This is a genomic window from Roseateles sp. P5_E4, assembly GCF_054049255.1.
Window position 1 is genome coordinate 317677 of sequence record NZ_JBFUMS010000005.1, and the last position, 12842, is coordinate 330518.

General features: G+C 69.9%; 12 protein-coding genes. 8 read left to right on the top strand and 4 right to left on the bottom strand.

From position 1 onward, the window contains the following. Positions 1 to 100: 100 nt before the first annotated feature. Positions 101 to 3178: a ligand-binding sensor domain-containing diguanylate cyclase gene (locus tag ACXJLH_RS12620; RefSeq protein WP_457444420.1), complete on the top strand. Its 3078-nt coding sequence runs from the start codon at positions 101 to 103 to the stop codon at positions 3176 to 3178. A gap of 68 nt (positions 3179 to 3246) precedes the next feature. Continuing rightward, positions 3247 to 3771: a hypothetical protein gene (locus tag ACXJLH_RS12625; protein ID WP_457444422.1), complete on the top strand. Its 525-nt coding sequence runs from the start codon at positions 3247 to 3249 to the stop codon at positions 3769 to 3771. A 30-nt stretch (positions 3772 to 3801) separates the two neighbouring features. Here the strand turns inward: ACXJLH_RS12625 and ACXJLH_RS12630 are convergent, their stop codons facing one another. Then, positions 3802 to 4497: a dienelactone hydrolase family protein gene (locus ACXJLH_RS12630; RefSeq protein ID WP_457444424.1), complete on the bottom strand. Its 696-nt coding sequence runs from the start codon at positions 4495 to 4497 to the stop codon at positions 3802 to 3804. Positions 4498 to 4584: 87 nt separating this feature from the next. On the opposite strand from ACXJLH_RS12630, the gene ribA reads away from it, so the two are divergent. Then, complete coding sequence (gene ribA / locus ACXJLH_RS12635; protein ID WP_056201090.1) at positions 4585 to 5190, top strand: GTP cyclohydrolase II; 606 nt, start codon at positions 4585 to 4587, stop codon at positions 5188 to 5190. Between the two features lie 93 nt (positions 5191 to 5283). On the opposite strand, the gene ACXJLH_RS12640 is transcribed toward ribA, so the two are convergent. Continuing rightward, positions 5284 to 5487, bottom strand: a complete 204-nt coding sequence (locus ACXJLH_RS12640; RefSeq protein WP_056201093.1) for a hypothetical protein — start codon at positions 5485 to 5487, stop codon at positions 5284 to 5286. 293 nt (positions 5488 to 5780) lie between these two features. On the opposite strand from ACXJLH_RS12640, the gene ACXJLH_RS12645 reads away from it, so the two are divergent. Both ACXJLH_RS12645 and ACXJLH_RS12650 read left to right on the top strand, forming a co-directional pair. Further along, the gene (locus tag ACXJLH_RS12645; protein WP_457352026.1) at positions 5781 to 7508 is read left to right on the top strand and encodes an ABC transporter permease; all 1728 of its coding nucleotides are present in this window, start codon (positions 5781 to 5783) and stop codon (positions 7506 to 7508) included. Then, the gene (locus ACXJLH_RS12650; protein WP_457444483.1) at positions 7505 to 8803 is read left to right on the top strand and encodes an ABC transporter ATP-binding protein; all 1299 of its coding nucleotides are present in this window, start codon (positions 7505 to 7507) and stop codon (positions 8801 to 8803) included. Before ACXJLH_RS12645 ends, ACXJLH_RS12650 begins: the two co-directional genes overlap by 4 nt. A 1-nt stretch (position 8804) precedes the next feature. Here the strand turns inward: ACXJLH_RS12650 and ACXJLH_RS12655 are convergent, their stop codons facing one another. Beyond that, positions 8805 to 9326, bottom strand: a complete 522-nt coding sequence (locus ACXJLH_RS12655) for a DUF1697 domain-containing protein (protein ID WP_457444426.1) — start codon at positions 9324 to 9326, stop codon at positions 8805 to 8807. Between the two features lie 140 nt (positions 9327 to 9466). Here ACXJLH_RS12655 and ACXJLH_RS12660 point away from each other — a divergent pair, with 140 nt between their 5' ends. The 3 genes from ACXJLH_RS12660 (at position 9467) to ACXJLH_RS12670 (ending at position 12065) form a co-directional block, all read left to right on the top strand. After that, complete coding sequence (locus tag ACXJLH_RS12660; RefSeq protein ID WP_457444428.1) at positions 9467 to 10237, top strand: DUF1521 domain-containing protein; 771 nt, start codon at positions 9467 to 9469, stop codon at positions 10235 to 10237. A 12-nt stretch (positions 10238 to 10249) separates the two neighbouring features. Beyond that, entirely contained in the window at positions 10250 to 11347 is a 1098-nt protein-coding gene (locus ACXJLH_RS12665) for a hypothetical protein (RefSeq protein WP_056201100.1), read from the top strand. A gap of 64 nt (positions 11348 to 11411) precedes the next feature. Beyond that, the gene (locus ACXJLH_RS12670; RefSeq protein WP_457444430.1) at positions 11412 to 12065 is read left to right on the top strand and encodes a hypothetical protein; all 654 of its coding nucleotides are present in this window, start codon (positions 11412 to 11414) and stop codon (positions 12063 to 12065) included. A gap of 41 nt (positions 12066 to 12106) precedes the next feature. On the opposite strand, the gene ACXJLH_RS12675 is transcribed toward ACXJLH_RS12670, so the two are convergent. Continuing rightward, positions 12107 to 12829, bottom strand: coding sequence for a DUF6683 family protein (locus ACXJLH_RS12675; protein WP_457388432.1), 723 nt, complete (start codon positions 12827 to 12829; stop codon positions 12107 to 12109). Between the last annotated feature and the right edge of the window lie 13 nt (positions 12830 to 12842).

Consider the following 12842-nt stretch of genomic DNA (forward strand, 5'->3'; position numbering starts at 1 on the left):
AGCCGGCAGACGATGTCCTCGAGTCGACGACCGCGCTGCCGTTCGAAGGCCGGGTAAATCGGGCGCGGGAGACGCCGACGCAGCTTGGACAATGAAAACCATGCCGCCAACGTTCCACCGCACACTGACGCTGGCGCTTTGCCTGCTGACCGCGTTGACCGGAGGAGTGGCCACAGCCCAGCCTCCATTGAGCGCGCTGGAGCCCCAGTTCGCCAACGTCCCGGTGCCGCGCGACGTGGTGGGCAGCCTGGCGCAAGACAAGCAAGGCCTGATCTGGGTCGGCACCAGCGACGGCCTGGCGCGCTACGACGGCTACCGCCTGCGCCCCATCGAACGCGAGGGCGCCACGGCCGTGCAGCGCAACCTCGGCTGGGTGCGCTCGCTCGCACCGGCCGCCGACGGCGGCATGTGGATAGGCACCGAGGTCAACGGCCTGGCGCGCTACGAACCTGCGTTCGACCGCGTGCGCATGCTGGGCAGCGGCAGCGAGCGCGCCACGCCCATCCGCGCGCTGGCGGAGGACGACGCCGGCCGGGTCTGGGTCGGCACACTGGGTCAGGGCCTGCTGCGCTTTGAGCCGAAAACCGCGCGCTTCGAGACCGAGCCGCTGCGCGTCGACGGCGAAACCGAGCGCCGCGTGCTGGCGCTGGCCGTGGGCCGCGACGGCGCGCTGTGGGCCGGCCACTGGCGCGGCCTCGCCCGGCGCGACGTGCAGGGCGGCTGGGCGGCGCTGGCCTTGCCCGACAACGCCATCGTCGGCATCAGCACCTTGCTGGAAGACCGCGCGGGCCGGCTCTGGTTCGGCAGCGTGGACGGCCGCGTCGGCCGCATCGAGGCGAACGGCCAGCCGCGCTGGCTGGCGGCGCGCTTCAAGGGGGGCGTGCAGGCACTGGCGCAGAGCGCCGACGGCACGGTCTGGGCCGGCCTGAACGACGGCATCGCCTGGCTGGACGGCGACAGCGGCGCGCTGCTGCGCCAGTTGCGCCACAACCCCCACCTGCCCGGCGGCCTGGCCGGCAACGACGTCAACGTGCTGCTGCGCGACCAGACCGGCACCATGTGGGTGGGCGGCTACGGCGTGGGCCTGCAGCGCCACCAGCAGCACCCGGCACTGGCCGTGCGCGGCCCCGACGCCGACCCCCGCAGCCCCCTGGCCAGCAGCGACCTGCGCGGCCTGCTGCCCCGCCGTGACGGCCTGCTGATGGTGGCCACGCACAGCGGCCCGGTGGCCCTGCTGGACGCGCAGCTGCGCACCGTCGGCGGCTGGCCGCGTGAGGCCGACACGCCGGTGGACAACCTCGCCGAGGGGCCGGACGGCAGCGTCTGGCTGGTGGCCAACGGCCGCCTGGAGCGCCGCGAACCGCGCAGCGCCCGACTGCTCGCCAGCTGGGCGCTGGAGGGCGGGCGCGCGCATCGCGTGCTGGTATTACCGAGTGGTGAAGTCTGGGTGGGCATGCAGGACGGGCTCTACCGCCTGCCTTCGCCCCAGGCCCGCATCGAGCGCGTGCGCCGCGCAGATGGCGAGCCGCTGCGCGGCGGCGTGCATGCGCTGCGCGTGGAGGCCCGCAACGGCCAGCTCTGGGTCGGCGCGCTGGCCGGCCTGTTCCGCTGGGACGGCCAGCGCCTGGCCGAGGTGCAGGGCGCGCCCGGCGAGGCGCTGGGCTTTCCTGCCGTGCTCGGTCTGCTGCACACCCGCGACGGCAGCCTTTACGTGGACACCGCCGTCAGCGGCCTGCACCGGCTCAAGGGCTACGACGAACAGGGCCGCGCGCGCTTCGAACGCATCAGCGAGCGCATGGGGGCGCCGGGCCGGCCCTTCGGCGTCAACCTGCACGAGGACGCCAAGGGCCGGGTGTGGAGCCAGCAGTCCGTCTACGACCCGAACGCCAATCGCCTGGACGAGCTCTCCGGCGCCGAGGGTCCGCCCATGGGCACGCCGCGCTTCTTCGCCGACGCCGCCCTGCCCGACGGCCGCCTGCTCTTCTGCGGCAGCCGTGGTCTGCTCGTCATCGAGCCGCTGGCCTTCATGCCTTCGCGCTATGCGCCGCCGGTGGTCGTCAGCAGCCTGCGCCGCGATGGCCAGCTCTTCCAGCCGGACCAGGACCTGAAGCAAGGCTTGAAGCTGCCGGCCGGTACCCGCAGTGTGGCCGTCGAGTTCGCCGCGCTGGACTACATCGACCCGGCCAAGCTGCGCTACATGATGCGCCTGGCGGGCTGGGACGCCGAATGGACGTTCACCGACGCCAGCGCCCGCTTCGCGAGCTACGGCGGCCTGCCGCCGGGCCGCTACCGGCTGGAGGTGTACGCCACCAACCATCACGGCGTGTGGGGCGACCGCCCGCTGCTGCTCGACATCGAGCTGCTGCCGGCCTGGTGGCAGACGCGCTGGGCCCAGGCGGCCGCCGCGCTTTCTTTACTGGGCTTGGCCTGGCTGCTGTTGCGCTGGGGTGTGGCGCGGCGCACCGCACAGCTGCGCCGACGCGAAACGGCGCTGCAAGCCCTGGTGGAGCAGCGCACCACGGAGCTGCGCGAGGCCAGCACCACCGACCCGCTGACCGGCCTGCGCAACCGCCGCTACCTGGACTCGCGGGTCACCTCGGACCTGCAGCTCTGCCTGCGCCACTACACCGAGCCGCGCCACAGCAACCCCGACCGCCACCGCGACGACGAGGCCGACCTGCTCGTCATGCTGATGGACCTCGATCACTTCAAGCGCATCAACGACCGCCACGGCCACACCGCGGGCGACCAGGTGCTGGTTGAGTTCGCCCGCCGGCTGCGCATGGTCTTCCGCGAGAGCGACGTGCTGGTGCGTTGGGGCGGCGAGGAATTCCTGGCCCTGGCCCGCGGCGGCGCACGCAGCGGCGCCACCGAGCTGGCGGCACGCTTCAACGCCGTCGTGCGCGAGCAGCCCTTCACGCTGGCCGACGGCCGCACGCTGCCGGTCACCGTGTCCATCGGCTTCGCCGTCTTCCCTCTCGACCCCGAAGCGCCTCGGGCCTGGGATTGGGACGCCACGCTGAGCCTGGCCGACGCCGCCCTCTATGCCGCCAAGGCGCAAGGGCGCGACGGCTACCTGGGCGTGCTGCGCGCCGATGGCCTGCGGCCCGATGAACTGGCCCTGGACGCAGACACCTGGCCGGACGAGCCGCGGCTGCAGGTGCGGCGCAGCGACTGAGCGCCAAGGCGGGCGGCGAGCGTGGCCAGCGCCGCAAAATGCGCGTTTTCAAGTCGACCCACCCCATGATGCATCGCACCCTCACGCTGACGGCCTGCCTGCTGGCCAGCTTCGCCGCCGAGGCCGTGTCAACGACCGCGCAGATCACCGCCCAGTCGGCGCTGCTGGGCGTGCAACTGGCCGCCAAGCAGCGTGAGGCCAAGGGCGGCCTGCCCGCCGCGCAGAACGCCTGCATCCAGGCCCTGCAGCCCAGTGAGTTCTACGAGACGACCGAACGGGTGGTCACGATGTCGCTGAGTGCCGGCGAAGTGGCGGCGGCCGACCGGTTTTTCAGTTCGGTCCCGGGACACAAATACGCCAGGCACGGCTTGCTGGGCATCTACACCGCCCTGGGCGAAAAGGCCCCGGAGCCGCTGCCCGCCATTTCGGCAGCCGAAGTCAAGGCCATCGAAGCCTTTGCCGCCTCGCCGGCCGGACAAGCCCTGCTCACTCGCCAGGTCCTGCAATCCCCGGCGGCCCGCGAGGCCTATGACGGCCGCGCTCGGGAGCTGGTCACGCGCTGCCAGGCCGTCAAGCCCGATCGCGCGGACTGACGTGGGTCTCGCGAGCTGGGCGCGCGACGCTCAGCCCAGGTGCTTGCCAAAGAACCGCATCGCCCGGTCCCACGCCTGCTGCGCCCACACCGCGTCGTACTGCGTCTTGGCAATGCGCCCCGGCCCCTGTGCCGTCTCGTTGGCAAAGGCATGGTGGGCCAGATAGCGGTGGCCTTCGTAGCGCACACCGACCTCGGCGAACTTCGCTTCCAGGCCGTCCACGCCGGCAATCGGGAAGGACTCATCCTGCGTGGCCCAATGGGCCTGCAGCGGCATCTTGATCTTGCTGGCGTCCACATATTCAAGCGGCGGCATGCCGTACCAGATCACGGCGGCGTCGGCCTCGGGCACCATCGTCGCGGCCAGCACGGTCAGCGCGCCGCCCATGCAATAGCCGGTCACGCCGACCTTGCCGCTGCCCAGCTCCAGGTCCCTGAGGTAGTGCACCGCGCCGCGCACGTCCTGCGAGGCGGCGTCGCCAAAGTTCAGGTCCGTCATCAGGTGGCTGGCTTCCTCGGCCTCGACGGTGCTCTTGCCGCGGTAGAGGTCAGGCACCAGCGCCGTGAAGCCCGCCAGCGCAAAGCGATCGGCCACACCACGGATCTGGTCGTTCAGGCCCCACCACTCCTGGATGACCACCACGGCGCCCAAGGGCTGGGCGGCCTCGGCGAGATAGCCGGACACAGGGGCGCCATCGGGGCGCTTGAACTGGACGGTCTGGGCCATGCGTGTCTCCTGAAAAGCGGCAGCCTAACCTGCGCGACACGGGGTTTTCCCCGGGGCGGCGAGAATGCCCCCTTGAAGCCCCACACCATGAAGATCGAACGCATCGTCTCCACCCGCCTGCCAACGCCCTATGGCGAGTTCGTCATTCACGGCTTCCGTGAGGACGACAGCGGCCAGGAGCATGTCGTGCTGAGCCTGGGTGAGCTGACCGGTGACGAGCCGCCGCTGGTGCGCGTGCACTCCGAATGCATGACCGGCGAAGTCTTCGGCTCGCTGCGCTGCGACTGCCGGCCACAACTGCAAAGCGCCATGAAGCGCATCGCCGACCTGGGGCGCGGTGCCATCGTCTACATGCGCGGCCACGAGGGACGCGGCATCGGCCTGGTGCAGAAGCTGCGCGCCTACGCCGAGCAGGATGCCGGCGCCGACACCATCCAGGCCAATGCCCAACTGGGCCTGCCCATCGACTCGCGCCGCTACGACGCCGCCGCCTGCATGCTGCGGTCGCTGGGCGTGCAGCGCATCCGGCTGCTGACCAACAACCCGCTGAAGATGGCCGCCCTGGCCGAGTTCGGCATCGACGTCGTCGAACGCGAAGCCTCGTTGACGGAGCCGGGCCCCGACAACGAGAAATACCTGCGCACCAAGGCCGAGTCCATGGGCCACCATGACCTCGGCCACCTCTTCGAATAAGGCAGGCCCCCTGCGCGGCAGAGGGCCTGGTCGGTCGACGGGCTAAGGCGCCGGTGGCACCTCACGGCGCCGCGCCCTCAGCCCCTTGCGCAGTCAGCGGTTCTTGGAACCCTGCTGGTTGCTGGGCTTGCTTTGCTGGTCGCGACCGGCAGAGCCACCCCCTTGCTGGGGCGTCTGGCTGCCGCCACCGGCCTGGCTTTGCTGGCCAGGGCTCTGGTCACGGCTCTGACCACCCTGCTGGATGTTCTGACCGCTTTCGGGCTGCTGCTTACCGGATTGGCGTTGCTGGTTGGACATGGCTGTTCCTTCACTGTGAGCCTGGGCGGCACCCCATTGCGCCGCCGCGTCAACAACCTTAGGCCGCAGGCAAAAGATCCCTGTAGGAGAAGGCGCCGGATACATCGTCAAGTCGCAAGCCGGGGAGACGAGTTGTGCCGTTAGGCGACAAGGCTGATTCAAGCCGCCAGAGCTGCAACCAGTCGTAGTTCTTCGGCGCAGCGCTGCAAGCTGGGCGCAAGCTCCGGGGCGGCGCGCTTCACACCCGCCTTACGTGCCCGGACTAGGCTGCGCGGTCCTGTTCGCCCGCCACCATGTCCGACCGTCGCTTCTTCCCCCGCCCCGCCGTCGAGGCCGCGTTCAATCGCTGGGATTGGGCGCTGCTGCCCCTCGTCCTGGCGGTGCTGGTGCTGCTCGCGATGGCCGCGGCGGCGATGGCCCGACCCTTCCACCTCGGCGTGCCCCTGCCGCTGAGCCTGGACGTCGCCTACCTGCCCTATTACCTGCTGCGCACGACGCTGCGCATGTTCCTGGCGCTGGCCGCCTCGGTGGTGTTCGCCTGCGTGTTCGCGGTGCTGGCGGCCAAGGTGCGTGCGGCAGAGAAGGTGCTGGTGCCGCTGCTGGACATCCTGCAGTCCATCCCCATCCTGGGCTTCCAGGCGATTGCCGTCGCGCCCTTCATCGCGCTGTTCCCGGGCAACCTGCTGGGCGTGGAGCTGGCGGCCCTGTTCGCCATCTTCACGAGCCAGGCCTGGAACATGGCCTTCAGCCTCTACCAGTCGCTGCGCACGGTGCCGGGCGAGCTGCAGGAGGCGGCGCGCATCTTCCAGCTGTCGGGCTGGCAGCGCTTCTGGCGGCTGGAGCTGCCCTTTGCCATGCCCAACCTGCTGTGGAACATGATGATGAGCATGAGCGGCGGCTGGTTCTTCGTCGTCGCGTCGGAAGCCATCTCGGTGGCCGGCCAGGACATCAAGCTGCCCGGCGTGGGCTCCTACATCGCCGTGGCCATCGAGGCGCGCGACCTCGGCGCCATCGGCTGGGCCATCGTCGGCATGCTGGTCGGCATCCTGCTGTACGACCAGCTGTTCTTCCGCCCGCTCTTGGCCTGGGCCGACCGCTTCCGCTTCGAGGAAGGCAGCAGCGAGCAGGCGCCCCAGTCCTGGCTGCTGACCTGGCTGCGCCGCACCCAGCTGCTGCAGCGCCTGGGGCAATGGCCGGGGCGCTGGATCACGGCCAGTTTCGCGCCGCTGAAGAAGAGCTACGACGGCCGCTCCATCCGCGCGCGGCCTGAAGATCCCAACCCGCTGTGGGCCCGCGCCTGGGACGCGCTGCTGGCCGCCCTGGTGCTGTTCGCCGTCTGGCGTCTGGTCAGCTTCATCCACACCGAGGTGGGCTGGGGCGAGGCGGCGCATGTGTTCAAGCTGGGCCTGTACACGCTGGCGCGCGTGCTCGCGCTGATCGCCGTGGCGTCGCTGATCTGGGTGCCCATTGGCGTGTGGATAGGCCTGAACCCGCGCATCGCCGGCCGCGTGCAGGCGGTGGCGCAGTTCCTCGCGGCCTTCCCGTCCAACCTCGTCTTCCCGGTCGCCGTCCTCGTCATCGTCAAGTACAGGCTCGACCCCGACCTCTGGTTGTCGCCCCTCATCATCCTGGGCACGCAGTGGTATCTGCTTTTCAACGTCGTGGCCGGCGCGTCGACCATCCCGACCGAGTTGCGCCTGGCCGCCAAGAACCTGGGGCTCAAGGGCTGGCTGGCCTGGCGGCGCTATCTGCTGCCGGCCATCTTCCCGAGCTTCGTCACCGGCGCCATCACGGCCAGCGGCGGTTCCTGGAACGCCAGCATCGTGGCCGAGTACGTGAGCTGGGGCGACACCCACCTGCAGGCCCAAGGCCTGGGCAGCTACATCCAGCAGATGACGACGGCGGGCGACTTCCCGCGCATCGCTTTAGGCATCGGCGTCATGTGCGTCTTCGTCATGGCGATGAACCACTGGGTCTGGCGGCGTCTCTACCGTATCGCCGAGGAAAGGATGCATTTCTGATGACGACGTTGATCGAACTGAAGGGCGTCGCCAAGGGCTTCAAGTCCAACGACGGCAGCCTGCGCTCGGTGCTGGAGGGCGTGGACTTTCGCCTGGACAAGGGCGAGATCGTCGCGCTACTGGGCCAGAGCGGCTCGGGCAAGAGCACGCTGCTGCGCATCATGGCCGGGCTGATCCCCGCGGACGCCGGCGACGTGCGCTACGGCGGCCAACCACTGTTCGGGCCGGCGGCCGGCATCGCGATGGTGTTCCAGAGCTTTGCGCTGTTCCCTTGGCTCACCGTGCGGCAGAACGTCGAGCTCGGGCTGGAGGCGGCCGGCGTGCCGGCGGCGGAACGTGAGCGCCGCGCGAACGAAGCCATCGAGCTGATCGGCCTGGCCGGCTTCGAGGGCGCGCTGCCGCGCGAGCTGTCAGGCGGCATGCGCCAGCGCGTGGGCATGGCGCGGGCCCTGGTCATGCAGCCGGCCGTGCTGCTGATGGACGAGGCCTTCTCGGCCCTGGACGTGCTGACCGGCGAGCGCCTGCGCAACGAGATCCTCGACCTCTGGGACGGCGGCCAGATGCCGACCCAGGCCATGCTCGTCGTGTCGCACAACATCGAGGAGGCCGTCATGATGGCCGACCGCGTGCTGATCTTCGCCAGCAACCCGGGCCGCGTGCGCGCCGAGCTGCCCATCACGCTGCCACGCCCGCGCCGCGCCGACAGCCCCGAAGTGCGCCTGCTCATCGACGAGGTCTATCGGCTGATGACGAGCGCCACTCACGTCGCCGGCACCGTCGAGGAGGCGCCCAAGCCGCATCTCAGCGATCGCCTGCCCGAAGCCGACGTCGGCCGCATGGAAAGCCTGCTGGAGCTGCTGGCCGACGAACGCTTCGACGGCCGCGCCGACCTGCCCCAGCTGGCCGAGGAGAGCGAACTCACCGACGAGGCCATGCTGCCGCTGGCCGACGCGCTGCACCGCCTGGGCCTGGCCCAGCTCAGCGGCGGCGACCTCATCGTCACGCCGCTGGGCCATCGCTATGTCGAAGGCGGCCACGAGTTCCGCCGCGAGATCTTCGGCCAGCAGCTGCTGGCGCATGTGCCACTGGCCACCTTCATCCGCGCCAGCCTGGAGCAGGAAGCCCACGGCGAGCTGAAGGAGGAGCCCTTCCTGAAGCTGCTGATGGACAGCATGGACGCCGCCGAGGCTGAGCGCGTGCTGCGCGTGGCCATCGAGTGGGCGCGCTATGGCGAGGTCTTCGAGTACGACTTCCACACCGGCCTGATTCACCTGCCCGAGTCGGGCGAGGACTGACTCAGGCCGCGGCGCACTTGGCCACGGTGTCCCAGGTGCGCGTCGTGATGGTCTTGCCGAAGGTCTTCTCCAGCAGGTGCATGAAGACCGGCCCCTTGGCCTCGGGCACATAGCTGCAGAACACCTCGCCGCCGTCCAGGCCCAGGATGCAGGCTTCGCCGTGCGTCACCGGCAGCTCGACGGGGCTCTCGGCCAGCGGCTCGCGCAGGAAGGTGACGACGCGCTTGGACCCGGGCTTGAGCTTGAAGGCGGCGAAGGGATCGGCCTTGATCAGCTGCTGCAGATGGGCCGTCGACCGCACGGTGGTGGCGAAGCTGTAGCCCTGGCCATCCAGCATGGCCTTCTCGGCGCGCTTCTGCAGCGTGGCGATGGCGGCGGAGCGGGGCGTGGAGAACACGACGTTGCCGCTGCTCAGCCGCGTCTTCACGTCGGTGAAACCCGCCTCCTCGAAGCAGCGCTTGAGGTCGGGCATCTTGGCGTTCATCGGGCTGACGCCACGAAGCAAGGCGACATAACGAGGCATGGGTGCGAAGTATGACCCCGCGCTTGCGGCCAACCCTAGCTGCGGCTGCCCCGAATTGCGGGTGGCCGCAGCTAGCGGGCCCGGCCGAGTCCGAATGCAATGGCAACGCGACTGAGACACACCCCTGAGGAGAACGCGCCATGACCACCATCCAGACGGCCAGCAGCACCTCGCTGACCGCCACATCCTCCGTCCCGAACACCAACCCGACCCACGCCAGCACCCAGATGAAGGGTGGCCAGGCCGTGTTCGAGAACGACAACTACCGCATCACCGCCGGTGACAACAACACCGTCAACATCTTCAACAAGAAGACCGGCGAGACCTACAACATCTGGGGCGACCCGCACGTCAACATCGACGGCAAGCATGCCTTCGACTTCTACGGCACCACGACCTTCAAGCTCGAGGACGGCACCAAGGTCACCATCGAGACCACGCCCTGGAATGCCGGCAATGGCATGACCCTCGCGAGCAAGGTCGCCATCACGAACGGCGACTACGGCGTCGAGATCAGCGGCGTGGACACCAACAAGGTCGGCGACCTCAAGATCGACGAGGCCGCCGGCTGGGGCCAGGTGCTGGACTGGACGCACAAGGACGGCAATGTGCTTCAGGAAAACCCGGCCGGCGCCGGCTTCCTGGGCGTGGACGCCAACGGTGACATCCACAAGGTCGACCAGGCCTACATGAACAAGACCGATCTGCAGCTGAACCCCGGCCTGGACCCGACCACCCAGCAGCGCGGCAGCGACTTCCTGCGCAATGCCCTCAACCTGTTCAGTGGCCTGCTGTCGGCCTCGCTGAGTGGCGCCTTCCTGGGCTCGCTGTCGGATGCCGGCGAAAGCCGTTCGCACTCGACGCGTGACGCCCACCGGTTCTCGCTGACCGTGATGCGCCTGGACTTCTGAGCGGAGGCCGCCATGCTTGCAGTTGATGCAGTTTCGAGCGGCCGGCAGACGCCGGTCGCCCGCGATCCCGCAGCGGAGGTCGTCAGCCGGGCGACCGACCCACGTACCGGCGTCGTCGACACCCAGCGCCTGGCGACCTGGGTGGTCGACGCGCGCAAGAGCGACCCGCAGGCCGCCGAGTCGGCGCATGCCGCCATCGAGCAGCACCTGCTGGCCTCGGGGCACCCCGGTGACGTGGCTCACTACAACCAGGATGTGTTGCAGGCCGCGCGCCAGAGCCTGCTGCCCGACCATGCACCCGGCGGCCTCTGGGCGGCCGGCCAGGGCATGCTGCAGCAGGGCAGCAAGCTGCTGATCGACAACCCCATCCTGATCAAGCGATGGGAAGCGACGACCAGCGCCTGGACGGGCAAGGGCGGTTTCACGCGCGGCCTGACCGAGCTGCTGACCAGCAACGGCATCCAGGTCGGCCAGACCGTGCATGCACCGCCGCCCGGTTCGCTGGGCCGCACCTCGGGCATCGCTTCGCCGGTGGCCAACAACACCAACGGCGCGCTGGCTCGCGACGCGATTGCCGACCGCTGGCGCGCCGCGGGCGCCCAGGTGCGCACCGAGGTGCCGGTGCAGAACGGCGCGCGCGTGGTGGACGTGGTGGCCGAGCCCCCGGCGACGGACCCGCGCATGCGCCAGCGCATCGACGTCGAGTCCAAGGTGGGCCGCACGGCGCTGGACAGCGACATCCGTGGCCAGGTGGCGCGCGATGTCGAGGCCCTGAAGGTCAACCGTGGCCTGCGCGGCGCCGGTCAGCTGCTGGAAGGCGTGGGCAAGGTCGCCCGGCCCGTCGGCGTCGTGCTGGATGCCATTTCGCTCGGCCAGGCCTACCAGGCCGACGGCAACCGCATCGGCGAGAACACCGGGCGCACCGCCTCCGGCGTGGCCGGCGGCGCCCTGGGTGGCTGGGGTGGCGCGGCCCTGGGCGCGACCATCGGCACGGCCATCTTCCCCGGCGTGGGCACGGTGGTGGGCGGCATCATCGGCGGCATTGGCGGCGCCATCGCTGGCGATGCTGGCGGCCGTGGCATCTTCGATACGGTAAAAGGCTGGTTCTGAACCGGGCTTGTTCCGAATGGACGGCCTCTCGAGGCCGTCCATTTTTCTTTCGCGCTTGCTCAACATGCCGAACCTGATCCAGCGCTGGCTTGCCGGCACCCGAGCGTCCAATTGGGACCTGAGCGACTACCCCGCCTATGAGCTGCCTCACCCCGGCTCCGGCCGTGCGCTGAGCGAGAGCCAGGCCCAGGCCAACTGGGCCTACTTCCAGGCCACGCTGAACGAGCGCCAACGCCTGCTGCGCGACTGGCTGCTGGCGCATGAAGGGCCCGATCCGCAGGCACTGCAAGGCGTGGTCTATGCCAAGGCCCTGAACACCTGGGCCAAGGCGCACTGGCCGCAGCTGCCGGCCTTCGGCCGCCTGCCCAAGCACTCGCCCTGGCCGGACTGCACGCGCGGCGGCCCCTTCATCGTCAACAGCCTGCTGGGCGACCTGGGCGTGAGCCTGGGCGAGGCGATCCGCCACGCCAACGGCGACTGGCACTGGGGCCTGAACCTGGACGCCATCGACCTGGCCGACAACATGGCCACGGCGCGCCGCATCGTGCTGCTGGCCGATCTGAAGCACCCGACACCGCAGGCCCGTGAGGCCGTGCTGGACCTGGAGGCCCTGCTCTTCGCGGCCCACCGTTTCCCCGACTCGCCGGATTTCGTCTACCTGGACTCCTGGACCCGGACCGTGGCCGACGCGATCGCCGGCGGCTATCACGACACCTGAGGCCGGCCGCCGTGGCGGCATGCCTGCTGAGCCGCCCTTCCTCAGCGCGCCACCAGCCCTTGCGGCCCGATCTGGATGCGCTCCACCCCGAGCCCCAACGCCGCCTCGAGGTTGGCCTTTGCAGCATTGCGGAAATTGACCTCCTCGTTGGGGTTGGGCTTGCTGTTGAGGTGCTCGCGGTAGACCACCATGAAGGTGCCCACCATGGCCAGCTGCTCGAACATCGCGCGCTTGGCGGCCGGGCTGCTTTGGGTGAAGGCGGCGTTCTGGCCCAGCATGCGTTGCATCTGCAGCACCAGGGACTTGAAGTGCTCGTCGGGCACGGGCTGCTGCATGAAGGCGGTGTAGTTGCCGGCGATGAAGGCCGCCACGCCGGCCGCGGCGTCATTGGGCGTCAGACCGAGCTGGGTCTCGAGCTTCTGCCAGAAGACGAAGGACTCCTCATACGCCTTGGTCATGGCGCCGCGATGCGCCGCGGGGAAGCGCTGCGCCAGCTCGGTGGCCGACTGGCGCACCTGCGCCGGCCCGTTGGTGACGAGGGGCGCGTTGAGGGCGGCCAGCGCACTGGCCGAGGTGACTGCGGGCGCCGCGCTGAACACCGGAGCAGCGGGTGCCGCGCCGCCACCCGCACCGGGCTTGGCAAGCATGGTGCGCATCTGCTCGGCCAGGCTGATCGAGGGGGCGACCTGAGCCGTGGCCGCGCCGGCAGCGCCGACCAGGGCCGCCAGGGCCAGACGAAGAACAAGGGATCGCAGTCGGGGCATTTGAAACTCCAGT

Excerpts from the sequence above, each read along its gene's own strand:
- ACXJLH_RS12620 (WP_457444420.1), top strand. The coding sequence starts at position 101 with ATGCCGCCAACGTTCCACCGCACACTGACGCTGGCGCTTTGCCTGCTG.
- ACXJLH_RS12625 (WP_457444422.1), top strand. The coding sequence starts at position 3,247 with ATGCATCGCACCCTCACGCTGACGGCCTGCCTGCTGGCCAGCTTCGCC.
- ACXJLH_RS12630 (WP_457444424.1), bottom strand. The coding sequence starts at position 4,497 with ATGGCCCAGACCGTCCAGTTCAAGCGCCCCGATGGCGCCCCTGTGTCC.
- ribA (WP_056201090.1), top strand. The coding sequence starts at position 4,585 with ATGAAGATCGAACGCATCGTCTCCACCCGCCTGCCAACGCCCTATGGC.
- ACXJLH_RS12640 (WP_056201093.1), bottom strand. The coding sequence starts at position 5,487 with ATGTCCAACCAGCAACGCCAATCCGGTAAGCAGCAGCCCGAAAGCGGT.
- ACXJLH_RS12645 (WP_457352026.1), top strand. The coding sequence starts at position 5,781 with ATGTCCGACCGTCGCTTCTTCCCCCGCCCCGCCGTCGAGGCCGCGTTC.
- ACXJLH_RS12655 (WP_457444426.1), bottom strand. The coding sequence starts at position 9,326 with ATGCCTCGTTATGTCGCCTTGCTTCGTGGCGTCAGCCCGATGAACGCC.
- ACXJLH_RS12660 (WP_457444428.1), top strand. The coding sequence starts at position 9,467 with ATGACCACCATCCAGACGGCCAGCAGCACCTCGCTGACCGCCACATCC.
- ACXJLH_RS12665 (WP_056201100.1), top strand. The coding sequence starts at position 10,250 with ATGCTTGCAGTTGATGCAGTTTCGAGCGGCCGGCAGACGCCGGTCGCC.
- ACXJLH_RS12670 (WP_457444430.1), top strand. The coding sequence starts at position 11,412 with ATGCCGAACCTGATCCAGCGCTGGCTTGCCGGCACCCGAGCGTCCAAT.
- ACXJLH_RS12675 (WP_457388432.1), bottom strand. The coding sequence starts at position 12,829 with ATGCCCCGACTGCGATCCCTTGTTCTTCGTCTGGCCCTGGCGGCCCTG.